Raw genomic sequence first — 16,395 nt, 5'->3', positions numbered from 1 at the left:
ATGGTCGACATAAGGACGGAAGGTAAGGACAATGGCAAGCGGCAGCGCATCGAGCGGACAGACGGGTGGAAAGACCGTCGTCACGCGCTTTGCCCCCTCGCCCACGGGTTTTCTCCATATTGGCGGTGCGCGCACGGCGCTGTTCAATTGGCTCTACGCCCGCCATTTCGGCGGCAAGTACCTCCTCCGCATCGAGGACACCGACCGCGCCCGCTCGACCGAGCCCGCTATCGAGGCTATCTTCGACGGTCTGAACTGGCTTGGCCTTGGCGGTGACGAACCGGCGGAGTTCCAGTTCGCACGCTCGGACCGCCACGCCGAAGTCGCCGCCGAACTGATCGCCAACGGCCACGCCTATCGCTGCTACCTCACATCCGAGGAACTGGCCGAGCGCCGCCAGAAGGCGCAGGAAGAACGCCGTCCGTTCCGCATCGACAGCGAATGGCGCGATGCCGATCCCTCCACCTGGCCTGCGGACCGTTCTTACGTCGTGCGCGTGAAAGCCCCGCGTGAGGGCGAGACCACCATTCAGGATCTGGTCCAGGGCGAAGTCACCGTGAAGAACGAGGAGATCGACGATTTCGTCATCCTGCGTTCGGACGGCACCCCCACATACATGCTGGCCGTCGTGGTCGACGACAACGACATGGGTGTCACCCACGTTCTGCGCGGCGACGATCATCTCAACAATGCCTTCCGCCAGTTGGTGATCATCCACGGCATGGGTTGGGACGTGCCGGTCTACGGCCATGTGCCGCTGATCCACGGCTCGGACGGCGCCAAGCTGTCCAAGCGCCACGGCGCGCTCGGCGTCGATTCGTATCGCGACGAGATGGGCATCCTGCCCGAAGCGTTGTTCAATTATCTGTTGCGGCTCGGCTGGGGCCACGGCGACGAGGAATTCATCAGCCGCGATCAGGCCGTCGAATGGTTCGACATGGCCGATGTCGGCAAATCCCCCTCGCGCTTCGACATCGCCAAGCTGCAGAACCTCAACGGCCACTATCTGCGCGAAGCGGACGACGCCCGGCTTGCCGGCCTTGTTCAGCCGCGCCTTGAAACGGCCGGATTCACCGATCCCGACATGACCCTGCTGACGCGGGCCATGCCTGTCCTGAAGGTCCGCGCAAAGGACCTCAACGAACTTGCCGAAGGCGCCGCCTTCCTGTTCGCCCAGCGCCCGCTTGCCATGAGCGAGAAGGCGCAGGCACTCCTGACCGACGAAGGGCGTTCGCGCCTTGCGGCGATCCATGAGCGCCTTTCCGGAGAGTCCGAATGGGCCCTGGAGGCACTGGAAGCGCAACTGAAGGCAATGGCCGAGGAGCTGGGATTGGGCCTCGGCAAGCTCGCGCAGCCGCTGCGCGCCGCCCTGACTGGTCAGACGACCTCTCCGGGTATTTTCGACGTATTGGTTCTGCTCGGCCGGGACGAAAGCCTTGCTCGCATTGGCGCGCAGGCGGACGCCACGACCGGGTCGCACATATAAGGAGTAAGAACTGGTGGGTGATCAGGTCAAACTGAATGCTGGTGGCACGGAATTCGATTATCCCGTGCTCAAGGGCAGTGTCGGCCCGGATGTGATCGATATCCGGAAGCTCTACGCCCAGACGGGCAAGTTCACGTACGACCCCGGCTTCACGTCGACGGCCAGCTGCGAGAGCGCGCTCACCTATATCGACGGTGACGAGGGCGTCCTTCTGCACCGCGGCTATCCGATCGGCCAACTGGCCGAGCACTCCTCGTTCATGGAAGTGTGCCATCTTCTGCTGAACGGCGAACTGCCGAACGCAGAGGAACTGGACACCTTCACCAACACCATCACGCGCCACACCATGCTCCACGAGCAGCTGGCGACGTTCTACCGCGGCTTCCGCCGCGACGCCCACCCGATGGCGATCATGTGCGGCGTGGTCGGCGCCCTTTCGGCGTTCTACCACGACTCGACCGACATCTCGGATCCCGAGCACCGCAAGATCAGCTCGCACCGTCTGATCGCCAAGATGCCGACGATCGCCGCTGCGGCGTACAAGTACTCGGTTGGCCAGCCCTTCCTCTACCCGGACAACAAGCTGAGCTACACCGGCAACTTCCTGCGCATGACCTTCGGCGTGCCGGCGGAAGAATATGAAGTGATCCCCGCCGTCGAAAAGGCGATGGACCGCATCTTCATCCTCCACGCCGACCACGAGCAGAACGCTTCGACCTCGACCGTGCGCCTTGCCGGTTCGTCGGGTGCCAATCCGTTCGCGTGCATCGCCGCCGGCATCGCCTGCCTCTGGGGCCCTGCCCACGGCGGCGCGAACGAAGCCGCGCTCAACATGCTCAAGGAAATCGGCACGCCGGACAAGATCCAGCACTACATCGACCGCGCGAAGGACAAGAACGATCCGTTCCGCCTGATGGGCTTCGGCCACCGCGTCTACAAGAACTACGATCCGCGCGCCACGGTCATGCAGAAGACCGTCCGCGAAGTGTTCGACGCGCTGAAGGTCGACGATCCGCTGTTCGAGACCGCCCTGCGCCTCGAGGAAATCGCGCTCAGCGATCCGTACTTCGCCGAGAAGAAGCTGTTCCCGAACGTCGACTTCTATTCGGGTATCATCCTCTCGGCCATCGGCTTCCCGACCACGATGTTCACCGCGCTCTTCGCTCTTGCCCGCACCGTGGGCTGGGTGGCGCAATGGAACGAAATGATCTCGGATCCCGGCCAGAAGATCGGTCGTCCGCGTCAGCTCTACACCGGCCCGACGCAGCGCGACTACGTGCCGATGGCACAGCGCTGATCCCAGCATTTACGGTATTGCCTGCGCTTCGGCGCGGCAACGCTCTCAAAGGTCCTCGCGAAAGCGGGGGCCTTTTTGCATTTTCACGGATAATTGCGGATAAGGTTGCGCAAGCCACAAATTGGCCGCAAGTTGTCATTATCCTGCCACTGGGCCGAAACAGGGGCATTAAGATGCTGTTCTTGCGAATTCTTGCCTTCGTCATCGGATTGCTAGCCATCGCGCTCGGCGCGCTGTGGGTTGGCCAGGGAACCGGCCTGGTACTCTGGCCGGCAAACAGTTTCATGATCGACGATCGCGGATGGGCCGTTCGCGGTGCCGTTATGGCCTGCGTCGGCGTTATCCTGTTATGGCTGGCCTGTCGGAACAATAACGGGCGCAGCGGCAATCATCTCTAGGCGCGCTCCGGCCGGCATCCACCGCACATCAAGAAAATAGGCCGAATTGTCGGCGAATGACCTGAAAAGCGGTCAGGTCTCGTAGTCGCTCGGCAATTGGAGCAGGAACCGGGCGCCTTGCCCCGGCGCGCTCTCGACAGAAATGTCGCCGCCCATCGCCCGGGCAAGCTGACGCGAGATGTAGAGCCCCAGGCCGGAGCCCCCGTCGCCGCTACGGCCGAGGCGTTCGAACTTCTCGAACACCCGGTCCTGATCCGCAAGCGCTATGCCGGCGCCCTGGTCCGCGACGGTTACACAGGCACGTCCGCCCGCGGACTCCAGCCTCACCCAGATCTGCGAGCCTTCAGGCGAATAGCGAATCGCATTGCCGATCAGGTTGAGCAGGATCTGCAGCACGCGCCGGAATTCCGCGACTGCGGGAAGTGTCTCCGCTGGGTGCGGGACTTCGATACTGATGCCTTTTTCACGCGCCCGGACGTTGAGGATGCCGGCCGCCTGCCGGGCGACGTCGGAAAGGTCCAGATGGTCGGAGACGGTGCTGAAATTGTCCGATTCGACGACTTCGAGGTCGGCAAGGTCTTCCAGCAAGGCCAGCAACAGCTTTCCCGCGCCAGCAATTTCGCCAGCATATTCGGCATAAGCATCGGGCAGCGGGCCGGCCAGGCGCGTGCGAATCGTTTCGGCGTTGGCGATGATCCGGGCAATCGGCTGGCGCAGCACCGGTGCCAGATCCTGCCCCACCAGACCGCGCTGCGTCAACGGTTCCGCACTGGGCCGTGTTGCCGCCATCGCCGCCGGCGCATCCGAAACCAGGAGAAGTTCGAAGCCGGTCGGATCGAATCCGGGCTGGAATTGCGGCACCAGCGCCACCCGCCAGGGTCGTTGCGATCCGGCGACGCACACGGATACCCCGTCCAGGAGGCGCCAATGGAGCGGTTGCTTGTGCGTGACGTTGTCGGGGGGCAGGAATTCCGTCCATGGGCGGCCGCGTCCGGCTGCCATCGCCGCTGCCACCTCAGCCAGTTCCGAACTCTCGCTCTCGACCGAAAGCACCCGCTGGGCACCGTCAAGCCGCGCCGTCAGTTCTGCGAGATGCCGATCGATCATGGTCCGGCGCAAATCGGTAGAGGCCGTGTCTTCCACCGGAATTGGCGTCGCCTGCCAGTTGCGGACCACAATCTCGCAGCACCCCGCCTCGCCGTCGGCTTCCTCGCCGTAAAGCGGCTGCACTTCCACCCACGCGGTAACGAATTCCGCCCCGTCGAAAGCGGTGATCGCACGCGCCAGGCGGAAGCCGTATCCACGCGCCTTACGGATCAGATCGAGCAAATCCGGAATGGCAACCGCACCGGGAACGGTGCCGCCGCAGCGCTCTTGCAAGCCAGCAAGCGGCTCATCGGCACGCGACAGGCAATCCTGCCCGTCGCATTCTGCCCGCGCCACGATGTTGCCGACCGCCAGCATCAGCCGCCCACCCCCCCGGTGGCTAGGATGGACGCTGCTGCGTCCGCGCCAATCTGCTCGAACGATTCGGGAAGAGCCTGTGCCGGGTGGAAGACCACCATCTGCCGCTTCACTTCATCAGGCGCCAGGCCTGCTGCTCGCAAGGCGAGCGCCAGGCGAGTCGCCTGAGCCTGATGTGTGGACAGCGCCAGATCGTCACGTCCCACGCCGGACCGCTGCGCCAGAGCGGAGAGGAACAGCGCCAGCCCGCCATAGCCGACCATCAGGGCCGTACCTCCGCTGGTGCCGAGCGCCATGACCAGTCGGGCGGCAAGTCCAAGGCGGCTTGTCGCTTCTTCATAGCGCGCCCGCACGGCTGCCTCCGCCGCGGCGATTCGCACAGCAGCACCCGGCGTGCCGGAAAGGGCAGCCCGCATCGCCTGAAGCGCGCCGTAGAGCAGTTCACCCGGCAATTCGGTGAAGGGCAGCCCCATCCGGCGCTGCATCTGGCACCAGCGCGCCTGCGATGCCAGCCAGGTCATCGCCAGCGATTGCGTCGCCTCGTGCTCGGACGAGACGAGCGACTGCACCAACGGAGAAACGACCGGATCCAGCGCAAGACGCCCCTGCAACCGGTCGGTCCAATGCCATTCCAATGCCAGTGCATGGACATGGGCCAGCAGCGATCGATGATCCATCAACGCGCGAACAAGCGCGTCGCACTCCTCGCCGCACGGCACCGGTTCCGCTTGATCGGCAGCGGTTTCCAGCAGGCCGCGCGCAAGATCGCCAAGCATCCCGCGCACGCGGGCAAGCACCTCGTCACTGAACAAGGCGCCATCCTGCGCAGCCAGCAGATGCCGCAATACCGGCTGCACGCTCGCAGCGAGGGCGTCACCCCGCGCGAGTTCTGCGCGCAACAGGGCCTCCACGGTCTGAACGTCGGCCGGATGGACAGCATTGTCGATCATCCGTCCCATCTACCTCGTACTTGGTTAAGCCTCGGTTATCCTTTGCGGCGCAGCGGAAGAGCCATGCCGAGGATGACCAAGGCGATCGCCAGGATTTCCACCACAGGCTCTACCTGCCCGAAACCGGCGGCCAGCGCCAGTACCACGCCAAGCAAGGCACGATCGCCCATCAACCGCGTCGCCGCCCCCGCCACCACGCGCGGCACCAGCGCCAGCAACATCATCAGCATCGCCGGCGGGAACATCCACGAGAGCAGGGTTTCGCCGAAGAGCCGGGTCACTCCGGCAAGGATCAGCAGGCCGAATGTCGTATCGATCAGCCAACCCAGCACATTCGCGCGGGGAATGGCCGGCGGCAGCTGGCCCAGCGCCTGCCGCTCCGCCGATCGGATGAGGCGGCTGGCCTCGATCAGCACGGCGCCCAGCGCGGTGAACAGGAAGGCGACGGAAAGCACCCCGAACCAAGCGAAACCCCCGGCAATCGCCAGCACGACGAGCACCGCCGCACTCAATGCGTTGCTGGCATTTCCTGCATGGAGCAGCGATGATCCGAACATTATCACGCCCTGCCGCGCCAGCGACCGGCCGGGCGACATCGGTTCGCCCGCGCCGAAACGGGTGCGCAGCCATTCGGTCTCTACCGCATAGGCCTCCGAATCGGAGCGGATCAGCCGCCAGTTCGCGCCGGTGCGCAGATCCGCCGGAATTTCCCGCATCGGCACGCCGGACTGCAGAGCGATCCGCATGAGCGCCGAAGGCACATCGCAATCGGCCGGAAGCTCGTGCAATTGCTCGATCAGGCGCCCCGGGATTTGCATCAGCCCGGTTCCCGCACGATTGAGATCGATACGCTCGAACCCTTCGGCCAACGCGTTCTCGACCGGCTGCACCAGCACTGCCGGCGCGACACCGTCGAACAGCGCCGGCGCCCGAGCGGGATCGACGAAAAGCCCCTCGCTGACGACGACGAGTTCGTCGTTCGCCGTCACCAGCCCGGAAAGCGGGCGGGATCCGGTGGAAATGTAGAATTGCAACCCGGCATCCTCAGCCGCGTGCTGCAAGGCGATGAGTTCGGGCGACGCCCCTCGCGCGATACAGATGACCCGTTGGCAGTCCATCGCCAGCGCCAGGCCCAGTTGATGGCGGGCAAGCGTTGCCCCGCCCACGCGCAGGAACGCGCGCGGAACCGCCTGCCCCGCTGCGGCGGGCTCCGTCATGGCGAGCAATGCGATACGCAGCTTGTAAACCCTCCAGCGCCCCCGACCATGTAGACATGGCATGGGCAGGTGCCAAGCGCGGGCCTGCAATCAGCTGTCGGAAAATTCTGCCAGATAGGATTTCAGACGGCGGACGATCGATGGATCGCCCGGCGCCGCGTCCAGCGCCTCTTCGGCCAGAGTCAGCAGGGGTGCGCTGTGGAAGCTGGCCGCGATGCCCTTCAGCCGCATGGCGGCCATGTGCCAATTCCCGTCGCACCGCGATCGCGACAGCAGATCTGCCTGCCTCGCTATGCTTTCGATATAGGATGCCCGCAGCTCGGCGAAGAGTTCCGCGTCTCCTCCGGCCGCAGCGGCCAGGGTCGCTTCCAGTGCGCCTGCTTCATATGCCATTTCCCCAGCTTAATCCGGGAAGGGTTAAAGTAGGGTTTATTGGCGCGGCGCACATGGTATCCTGCCGCCATGGCTGGGGAAAACAGGATCATCGCGTTCGGCGCGAACCATGACGAAAATGGCGCGGAATCGCAGCCGGTCATGACGGAGATCGGGAACGGCATCATGGCGCCGTCGCAGGAAGAATGGCAGCAGGCATTCACGCCTGTCGAAATCCAGGAAACGCCCCGCGCCGCCGGTTGGATCGCCCCCGCCCTTGCCGGGGCCATGGCATTCGGATGGACCGGTTTCTTCATCTGGTCGCAATGGCCGCTGCTGGCGGCCCTGCCGCTCGGCGCCGTGCCTGCCGTGTTGACGACATGGGCGGTGCCGCTCCTGCTGATCGGTCTTGCCTGGCTGCTGGCCATGCGTCACAGCGCGCGCGAGTCCAGACGTTTCGGGAGCATTGCGCAGACCCTTTCACGGGAATCCGCCAATCTTGAGGCGCGCTTGGTCACGGTCAATCGCGAGTTGAGCCTGGCGCGTGAATTCGTCGCCGCGCAGTCCCGCGATCTGGAATCGCTCGGCCGGATCGCCACGGAGCGCCTTTCTCAAAATGCCGAACGCCTTCAGGATCTTATCCGTGACAATGGCGGCCGGATCGATTCCATCAGCAATGTCAGCGTAGCCGCGCTGGACAACATGGAGAAACTGCGCAGCCAGCTTCCCGTGATCGCCAGTTCCGCGAAGGACGTTACGAACAATATCGGCAATGCCGGGCGCGCCGCGCATGTCCAGCTTGAGGACATGATCAACGGTTTCAACCGCCTCAACGAATTCGGTTCGGCCAGCGAACGGCAGGTCTCGCGCCTGCGGGAAGCCGTGGGCACGGCCTTGGATGAATTCACGAACCGGTGCGATCAGATGGGTAGCCTCGCCGACGAACGCTTTGCAGCGCTGGCGGAGCGTGGTGAGGCATTCCGGACGGATCTGGACCGCCATGAAGTGGAGGCCCTCGCCGGCATTCGCACCCGCGCCGCCGCGCTCGAAAGCGAAATAGCCGACACCCGCGCGCAGCTTGACCGGCATGAGGAGGAAAGCCTTACCTCCCTGCGCGCCCGCCTGGTTTCACTGCGTGAGGAAAGCGACGTGGTATCGCGCGCCCTGCGTGAAAGCGAAGGGCGCGCTGCCGAGGCCTGGCGCAAGGCGCTGGAAGAACTCGAGGACGAACAGCGCGAAGTCGCCCGCGGCATCGCCCGCACGCAGGATGTCGCCATCGGCGCCTTGCGTGCCTGTCTGGAAGCGATTGCGGCCGACGCGGAGCAGATGGACGGCACTATCGCCGCTCGCCGCGAACATTTCGCCTCCGAAATGGAGGAACGACAGTCGCGCCAGTCCGAGTACGAACGATCTGCCGCTGCGCGGATCGAACTCATGCTCGGCGATCTCGACAGCGGCATTGCGGAAAGGCTGGAACGCCATCGCCTGCAAGCCGCGACGCTGGGCGAACGCGCCGGCGCCATCACTGCGGAGCTGGACCGTTACCAGGCGCGTCTCGACGGCATCGTTTCCAGCAGCGAGAGCGTCGAAGCACGGCTCGCTGCCAGCCTGACCTCGCTGACCGATCGCCTCACCGCGGCCCGGGCCACGCTGACCGCCACCGATGGTGAGGTGGACCGCCTGACCGAATCCAGCGTGCGCCTGCTTGAACTGATTCAGGGCAGCGCACGCTACGCCAATCACGATCTGCCCGAGTCGCTGGCCGTGTCGGAAGACCGCCTCAACCGCCTGCAAACTGCCATTTCCACGCTGCTGGACGCCCTGCACGCCTCGAACGGCAACAGTGCGGAACTTGCCGGCACCGTGGAAAGCACGGGCAGCAGCCTCAAGGCGTTGACCAGCGAACTGATCGAAGCGCAGGCCGATCTTGCCCAAAGCGGGCAGGCGCACGCCAGGCTGCTGGACGAATTGCGCCAATCCGTATCGGCGATCGAGATCGCCACGAGCGACGCCGCCGGAAAGGCTCAAGGCGAGTTGCGCGACGCTGTGGTGGCGCTTCAAGGCACACTTGCCGGTGCCGTCGATGCCATCGAGACGGACAGTGTCGAACGCATCGGCCGCGTGGCCGAATCGCTCGGTTCGGAAAGCGCCCAGGCCATCGACAAGGCAATGCGCCAGCGGGTGGCCGAAGTAACCGGGCAGCTCGATCAAGCCGTGGCCCACGCATCCGGCGCCACCCGTGAAGCGACGATCCAGTTGCGCGACCAGCTGGGCAAAGTCGACGAACTGGTGGGCAATCTGGAAAATCGCGTCGCCCACGCCCGCGAACGTGCCGAAGAGCAGGTCGACAATGATTTCGCCCGGCGCGTGGCACTTATCACCGAATCGCTCAATTCGAACGCGATCGACATTGCAAACTCCTTGTCCACCGACGTTTCGGACACGTCCTGGGCCGCCTATCTGCGCGGCGATCGTGGCATCTTCACCCGGCGGGCCGTGGCGCTGCTTGACGCCGGCGAGGTAAAATCAATCCAGCAACTGTTCGAGCGCGACGACGCGTTTCGCGAGCATGTCAGCCGCTACATCCACGATTTCGAGGCCATCCTGCGCCAGATACTCTCCACACGAGACGGCAATGCCCTGGGCGTCACGCTGCTCTCGTCGGATATGGGCAAGCTCTACGTGGCGCTCGCGCAAGGCATTGAACGCCTGCGCAGCTGACCGGAAAACGAAAAGAGGCGAGGGATCCGGAATCCCTCGCCTCTTTTCGCATACCGAACCGTCAGCGGCTTAGTATCCCAGATCTTGCACCGGCGGCTTTCCGAAGAAATTCAGATCGTCCACCGTGATCCACTGCTCGGCATAGTTCACGTAATAGAGGCAAAACAGCACGGCGCCGAGGATCGTCGCGCGCTTTGCAATCAGCTTGGGGCGGAAGTTCACAGGCGCGCTGGTCGCATGTCCCTTCTCCACCTGATAGCCGTCCACTTCATCTGGCGTCCGCAAACCGAACGGCATTACGAGGAACGCGCTCAGGACCCAGAACAGGCCATAGATCGCCACCATCGAAGTCCATTGCATGGCCATCGCTCAATCCTCCAGCAGCAATACCTGCACTTGCGGCTTCTTGCCGGACCACCGCGTTGCCGCGCGCCGCGCGGCCAACCGCGCTGCCTCGACGCGAACCTCACGGTCGGACTTCTTCGCCCGCCCGAGCGCATCGGCCACGTCGCGCTGTGCTTCCTCGACGAACTTCGCGTAGTCCTCATCAAGCGGAAGGCCGATGGCAGCGACTTGCACATGGCCTTTGCGGTCAGCGGCGACCGATACGACGCCGTTGAACGAAATCCGGCGGCGCATGACCATGGCATCGCCATCCGCGGGCGCGATGATATCGCCGTCGAGGATCAAGCGCCCCGCACGCACTTCCCCGAACTTGCCCGGATGACTGGGCGCCAAGCGAACGAGATCGCCGTTCTTCTGGAAGATCGCTTTGGGAATGCCGCATTCAAGCCCGAGCCGGGCCTGTTCGCGCATATGGCGAACTTCGCCATGCACCGGCACAAGAATTTCGGGCCGTATCCAGCCATAGAGCGCTTCCAGCTCAGGCCGTCCGGGATGGCCGGAGACATGGATCAGGCTTTGGCGGTCCGTAACGATGACGATGCCCGCATCCGAAAGGCGGTTCTGGATGCGGCCGATGGGGATTTCGTTGCCGGGGATCTGGCGGCTGGAAAACAGCACCACGTCGCCGGCTTCAAGCTTGATCGGATGGTTGCCCTCCGAAATGCGGGAAAGTGCCGCGCGCGGCTCCCCCTGCCCGCCCGTCGCGACGATCAGAACTTCGCCGCGCGGCAAGTCCATCGCGGTATCGATGTCCACCAGGTCCGGCAGCTTTCCAAGATAGCCGCTGGCCTGCGCCGTCTCGATGATGCGGTCCAGCGAACGCCCGGCAACGCAAAGTTTGCGATTGGTCTTACGCGCCACATCGCCCAGCGTCTGCAGACGCGCCACGTTGGAGGCGAACGTCGTGACAAGCACTCGCCTGCCACGGTGCTTCTTCACTTCCTCCAGCAGCCCGCGATAGACTTCGCCTTCGGAACCGGAAGCCTGCGGATTGAACACATTGGTCGAATCGCAGACGAGCGCGAGAACGCCGTCGTCACCGATCGCGGTCAGTTCCTGCGAGGTGGCCGGTGTGCCGACCTGAGGCTCATCGTCCAGCTTCCAGTCACCGGTGTGGAAGATCTTGCCGTAAGGCGTATCGATCAGCAGCGCGTTGCCCTCTGCGATCGAATGCGCCAGCGGGACATAGCGGATGCCGAAAGGCCCCAGTTCGAACCGCTCGAGGTCTTCGACGACGATCAGTTCCACGTCTTCCAGAATGCCCGCTTCCTCCAGCTTCGCGGCGACGAGGCGCGCGGTGAAGGGGGTGGCATAAATGGGTACGCCGAGTTCCTCGGCGAAATAGGGCACGGCGCCGATATGATCTTCGTGCGCATGGGTCAGCACGATGCCGAGCAGGTTCTCCCGCTCGCCCTCGATGAATTCAAGGTCGGCAAATACCAGATCGACACCCGGGTACTCGTTCATGCCGAAGGTCATGCCAAGATCGACCATCAGCCACTTGCCCTGGCAGCCGTAGAGATTGACGTTCATGCCAATCTCGCCGGACCCACCCAGCGCGCAAAACAGCAGTTCGTTACCCGGAATCACTTCTTGGCAGCCCTTTCGGCTAGAATCACAAGGCCTTCCAACGTCAGGTCGGCGTCTACGGCGTCAAAAATATCGGTCGCCTTGTCGAACAGGACGGCAAGGCCGCCCGTGGCGATCACTTTCGCGGGGCGGCCGATCTCTGCCCGCATGCGGGCTATCAGGCCTTCCATCATCGCAACATAGCCCCAGAAGACGCCGATTAGCATCTGGTCCTCGGTATTGCGGCCGATCACCGACTTGGTTTCGGGTACGGCAATGGCGATGCGCGGCAGCTTTGCGGTGTTCCCCACCAGTGCATCAAGCGAGAGATTGATGCCCGGCGCGATGATACCGCCTTTGTAGGCGCCGTGATAGTCCACCACGTCGAACGTCGTCGCAGTCCCGAAATCGACCACGATCAGGTCGCCGCCATGGCGTTCATGCGCGGCAATGGCGTTGACCGCACGATCCGCTCCCAGCGAACTCGGTTGATCGACATCGATATCGATCCCGTATTCAGCCTTCCCGCGACCTGCGATCAGCGGTTCGACTTCGAAATAGTGGCGGCAGAGGATTTCGAGATTGTGCAGCGCGCGGGGCACCACGGTGGAGATGATGACCGTTTCCACCGCCTTGGGGTCTACCCCGCGGATCGACAGCAATTGCATCAGCCAGACCGCGTATTCGTCACCCGTGCGGCGCGGATCGGTGGCGATGCGCCAGCGGCCGCGCAGCGTGCGTCCTTCGAAAAGCGCGAAAACGACATTGGTATTGCCGGCATCGATCGCGAGCAGCATGGAATTTCCTTCAGACCAGCGAGACGTCGCCCGCATGGATGACACGTAGGCACGCGTCCGCAAGACGCAAGCGCAGAGCACCGTCCGGGTCAAGCCCCGCAAAGGTGCCGGTCACTTCCCCCTCCCCATCCAGCATCACTTTCAGCGCCGTTCCCTGGGGATAGGCCCCCTGCTGCCACGTTGCCAAAGTGGCGGAAATTCCATCGCGGCGCCACTGGACAAGACGCTCCGCAAACGCACTTGCCAGCAGTTCCAGCACGCCCTGAGCGTCGATATCGCGCCCTTTTGCAGCATGAATGGAGGTGGTCGCGCGATCCGACAGTTCCGGCGCGGAGACGACATTGACGCCGATCCCGACGATCACATCATCGCCGCGGCGCTCAAGCAGGATGCCGCTGATCTTGGCCCCTTCGACGAGAACATCGTTCGGCCATTTGAGCTGGATCGTGGTTTCGGCAGGCAGCAGCGAAACGATCAGGTCGCGAACCGCAATCGCCGCGACGAAGGCCAGCGTGTGGACCGGCGGGTCGCCAGCGTGAAGCGCGACCACGGTGCTGGCGTATAGATTGCCGGCGGGCGAGGACCATGCCTTGCCCCGGCGACCGCGCCCGGCGCTCTGTCGCACCGCGCGCAGCCAGAAGCCTTCGCCAATGCCCTCGCCGGCGCCGAGGCGCCGGACGAGATCGGCATTGGTCGAAGCGGTTTCTTCGACGACCTCTATCAAAGGCCGGCGAAGAGGGCCGCAGCGGCCGTATCGGCCAGATGGCCCAGCCACTTGGTAAGGAAGAAGCCGAGCGGCGAGATCACCACGCACGAGCCGAACAGGATCAGCTTGTGCCAGATGTCGCTCTCACCCTTCACGACGTCGGCCGGTTCGTCGAAGTACATGATCTTGACGACCTTGAGGTAGTAGAACGCGCCGATCACCGAGGCCGCGAAGCCCAGCGCGGCAAGCGCGATCATACCGCCGTCGACGGCTGCCTTGAAGACCAGGAACTTGCCCCAGAACCCGAACATCGGCGGGATACCGGCAAGGCTGAACATGATCATGGCAAGGCCCAGCGCCAGTCCCGGACGGGTGCGCGACAGGCCGGCCATCTTGCCAAGATCCTCAACCTGATTGCCGTTTTCGTCGGTCAGCATGAGGATCATCGCGAAACCGCCGATCGACATCGCGACGTAGATCGCGAGGTAGAACAGCATGGCCGAGATGCCTTCAGGCGTGGCGACGGCAAGGCCGACCAGCATGAAGCCGACGTTGTTGATCGACGAGTAGGCCATCAGTCGCTTGATGTTCGACTGACGGATGGCGCCGAGGGCACCAACGACGATCGAGGCGAGCGCAGCGAAGACGATGATTTGCTGCCAGGCATGGGCCTGGTTGCCGAACGCCTCCATGGCGACGCGCATGGTGAGCGCCAGCGCCGCAACCTTCGGGGCCGTGGCGAAGAGCGTGGTCACCGGGGTCGGCGCGCCTTCGTAAACGTCGGGCGTCCACATGTGGAACGGCACGGCGCTGATCTTGAAGGCAAGGCCGGCGAAGACGAAGACCAGACCGAACAGCGCGCCGTTCGAGAGGCCCTGCGCCATCGAGGCGCTGATGCCGTCGAACGAGGTGGTGCCGGCGAAACCGTACGTCAGGCTCATGCCGAAGAGCAGGATGCCCGAAGCCAGCGCGCCCAGTACGAAGTACTTGAGACCCGCTTCGGCCGAACGACCGTCGGTACGCAGGAAAGCTGCCAGAACATAGGCCGCCAGCGAGTTCATTTCGAGGCCGATGTAGAGCGTGAGCAGGTTCGTGGCCGAAACCATCATGCTCATGCCGATCGTCGCCAGCAGGATGAGCACCGGATATTCGGCACGCATCGCGTTGAAACGATCGAAGAACTTCGGTGCCACCACGAGCGCGACGGCGGCCGAAATGTAGATCAGCACCTTGGCGTAGGACGCGAAGGCGTCGGCCTTGAACTGGCCGAAGAAGGCGTAAGTTTCGGCCCCCATGGCGCCGCCGCAAAGCGCGGGGGCAACCAGGAAACCTGCGGCGACAAGCGCCGCCACGGCGAGAACGGAGATCAGCTTCGCTGCCTTGTCGCCACCCCAAGCGGCGACAAGGAGCAAGACGAGGCTTGCGATGCTAAGCGTTTCTTCCGGCGCGATCAGGCGCAGCGACTGTGACCAGTCCATCAGTGTGCCCCCTCATGCGCGGCTGCTTCTTCATGCGCAGGCTTTTCCTTGCCCATGGCCAACTTGGCGTCTCCTTCCGGCTTTGCGCGAGCGAGCCGGGCGTCGAGCGCGGCAATGTCTGCGCGCATCGGAGCAATGAAGCTCTCAGGGTAGACGCCCATCCACAGCACCGCGAGGCCGAGCGGAACCACCATCAGGATTTCGCGCAGATCGAGGTCGGCCATGGCGGCGGCATCGGCATTCTTCTGGTCGCCAAAGGCAACCCGGCGATAAAGGTAGAGCATGTAGGCAGCGCCCAGGATGATGCCGGTGGTGCAGATCAGCGCAGTCCAGCTCGATGCCTGGTAGATGCCGCCAAGGCTCAGGAATTCGCCGACGAAACCGCTGGTGCCCGGAAGGCCGATCGAGGCCATCGTGAAGAGCAGGAAGAACAGCGCGTAACGCGGCATATTGATGGCAAGGCCGCCGTAACGGGCGATCTCGCGGGTGTGCAGGCGATCGTAGATGATGCCGACGCAGAGGAACAGCGCGCCCGAAACGAGACCGTGGCTGAGCATGACCAGCATCGAGCCTTCGAGGCCCTGCGGATTGAAAGCGAAGAGACCGATGGTGACGATCGCCATGTGGGCGACCGACGAATAGGCGATCAGCTTCTTCATATCGTCCTGCACCAGCGCGATGAGCGAGGTGATGACGACGGCAGCCATCGACAGGCCCCACACCAGCGGCGCGAAATAGGCCGAGGCTTCGGGGAACATTGGCAGCGAGAAGCGGATGAAGCCGTAGCCACCCATCTTCAGCAGCACGCCGGCCAGGATGACCGAACCTGCGGTCGGCGCCTGAACGTGGGCCGCCGGAAGCCAGGTGTGAACCGGCCACATCGGCATCTTCACCGCGAAGCTGGCGAAGAAGGCGAGCCAGAGCCAGGTCTGGACCTTCGGATCGAAGTCATAGTTCATCAGTTCGGGGACCGAGGTCGTGCCGGCGGTGTGGACCATCCACAGCATCGCCACGAGCATCAGCACCGAGCCGAGCAGCGTGTAGAGGAAGAACTTGTACGAGGCGTAGATGCGGTCCGCACCACCCCAGATACCGATGATCAGATACATCGGGATCAGGCCTGCTTCGAAGAACATATAGAACAGGAAGATATCCTGAGCCACGAACACGCCGATCATCAGCGTTTCAACGAGCAGGAAGGCGGCCATGTATTCGCCGACGCGCTTCTCGATCGAATTCCAGCTCGCGCCGATGCAAATCGGCATGAGGAACACGGAAAGCATGATCAGAAGCAAGGCGATGCCGTCGATACCGAGGGCGTAGGAGAAGCCCGAGAACAGCTCATGCCGTTCCTGGAACTGCCACTGCGCACCGCCGATGTCGAAGTTCATCCAAAGAACGATGCCAAGCGCAAGGTCCACGAGGGTGGCGAGAAGCGCCACCACTCGGGCCGATTTGGCATCAAGGTAAAGACAAGCCAGTGCCGCCGCGAGCGGCACCAGCAACATCAGACTGAGGATCGGAAAACCACTCAT

At 63.7% G+C, this 16,395-nt stretch carries 14 protein-coding genes; 4 read left to right on the top strand and 10 right to left on the bottom strand.

From position 1 onward, the window contains the following. Positions 1-31: 31 nt before the first annotated feature. The 3 genes from gltX to ACZ1JV_RS05115 all read left to right on the top strand — a co-directional run bounded on the left by gltX (position 32) and on the right by ACZ1JV_RS05115 (position 3,181). Positions 32-1,486 (top strand): glutamate--tRNA ligase, encoded by a 1,455-nt coding sequence (gltX, locus tag ACZ1JV_RS05125; protein WP_465148628.1) that lies wholly within the window; start codon positions 32-34, stop codon positions 1,484-1,486. 13 nt (positions 1,487-1,499) lie between these two features. Continuing rightward, positions 1,500-2,783, top strand: coding sequence for a citrate synthase (locus tag ACZ1JV_RS05120; RefSeq protein ID WP_465139907.1), 1,284 nt, complete (start codon positions 1,500-1,502; stop codon positions 2,781-2,783). A 173-nt stretch (positions 2,784-2,956) separates the two neighbouring features. Further along, positions 2,957-3,181: a hypothetical protein gene (locus ACZ1JV_RS05115; RefSeq protein WP_465139908.1), complete on the top strand. Its 225-nt coding sequence runs from the start codon at positions 2,957-2,959 to the stop codon at positions 3,179-3,181. Between the two features lie 72 nt (positions 3,182-3,253). On the opposite strand, the gene ACZ1JV_RS05110 is transcribed toward ACZ1JV_RS05115, so the two are convergent. From ACZ1JV_RS05110 to ACZ1JV_RS05095, 4 genes are all read right to left on the bottom strand, one after another. Beyond that, complete coding sequence (locus tag ACZ1JV_RS05110) at positions 3,254-4,645, bottom strand: sensor histidine kinase (protein WP_465148627.1); 1,392 nt, start codon at positions 4,643-4,645, stop codon at positions 3,254-3,256. Beyond that, positions 4,645-5,595, bottom strand: coding sequence for a hypothetical protein (locus ACZ1JV_RS05105; protein ID WP_465148626.1), 951 nt, complete (start codon positions 5,593-5,595; stop codon positions 4,645-4,647). Before ACZ1JV_RS05105 ends, ACZ1JV_RS05110 begins: the two co-directional genes overlap by 1 nt. A gap of 35 nt (positions 5,596-5,630) precedes the next feature. After that, positions 5,631-6,812: a hypothetical protein gene (locus ACZ1JV_RS05100; RefSeq protein ID WP_465148625.1), complete on the bottom strand. Its 1,182-nt coding sequence runs from the start codon at positions 6,810-6,812 to the stop codon at positions 5,631-5,633. Between the two features lie 90 nt (positions 6,813-6,902). After that, a complete protein-coding gene (locus ACZ1JV_RS05095; RefSeq protein WP_465139912.1) occupies positions 6,903-7,205 on the bottom strand; it encodes an Hpt domain-containing protein in 303 nt (100 codons plus the stop codon). A 69-nt stretch (positions 7,206-7,274) separates the two neighbouring features. On the opposite strand from ACZ1JV_RS05095, the gene ACZ1JV_RS05090 reads away from it, so the two are divergent. Then, on the top strand, positions 7,275-9,905 hold the full coding sequence (locus ACZ1JV_RS05090; RefSeq protein WP_465148624.1) for a coiled-coil domain-containing protein: 2,631 nt from the start codon (positions 7,275-7,277) through the stop codon (positions 9,903-9,905). A 69-nt stretch (positions 9,906-9,974) separates the two neighbouring features. On the opposite strand, the gene ACZ1JV_RS05085 is transcribed toward ACZ1JV_RS05090, so the two are convergent. The 6 genes from ACZ1JV_RS05085 to ACZ1JV_RS05060 are packed head-to-tail and all read right to left on the bottom strand — an operon-like array spanning position 9,975 to position 16,395. Continuing rightward, complete coding sequence (locus ACZ1JV_RS05085; protein ID WP_465140257.1) at positions 9,975-10,265, bottom strand: DUF1467 family protein; 291 nt, start codon at positions 10,263-10,265, stop codon at positions 9,975-9,977. Positions 10,266-10,274: 9 nt separating this feature from the next. Next, positions 10,275-11,900 carry a ribonuclease J gene (locus tag ACZ1JV_RS05080; RefSeq protein ID WP_465148623.1) on the bottom strand — a complete coding sequence of 542 codons (1,626 nt, stop codon included), beginning with the start codon at positions 11,898-11,900 and terminating at the stop codon, positions 10,275-10,277. Then, positions 11,897-12,676 carry a type III pantothenate kinase gene (locus ACZ1JV_RS05075; protein ID WP_465148622.1) on the bottom strand — a complete coding sequence of 260 codons (780 nt, stop codon included), beginning with the start codon at positions 12,674-12,676 and terminating at the stop codon, positions 11,897-11,899. Before ACZ1JV_RS05075 ends, ACZ1JV_RS05080 begins: the two co-directional genes overlap by 4 nt. Before the next feature lie 10 nt (positions 12,677-12,686). Further along, positions 12,687-13,400 carry a biotin--[acetyl-CoA-carboxylase] ligase gene (locus tag ACZ1JV_RS05070; protein WP_465148621.1) on the bottom strand — a complete coding sequence of 238 codons (714 nt, stop codon included), beginning with the start codon at positions 13,398-13,400 and terminating at the stop codon, positions 12,687-12,689. Then, complete coding sequence (gene nuoN / locus ACZ1JV_RS05065) at positions 13,397-14,860, bottom strand: NADH-quinone oxidoreductase subunit NuoN (RefSeq protein ID WP_465148620.1); 1,464 nt, start codon at positions 14,858-14,860, stop codon at positions 13,397-13,399. Before nuoN ends, ACZ1JV_RS05070 begins: the two co-directional genes overlap by 4 nt. Then, entirely contained in the window at positions 14,860-16,395 is a 1,536-nt protein-coding gene (locus ACZ1JV_RS05060) for an NADH-quinone oxidoreductase subunit M (protein ID WP_465148619.1), read from the bottom strand. The genes nuoN and ACZ1JV_RS05060 overlap by 1 nt, the downstream gene beginning before the upstream one ends.

Source organism: Novosphingobium sp. BL-S-19, from assembly GCF_055521675.1.
Note: the sequence above shows the minus strand (reverse complement) of the source record. Positions and strands in the feature narration are given on the sequence as shown.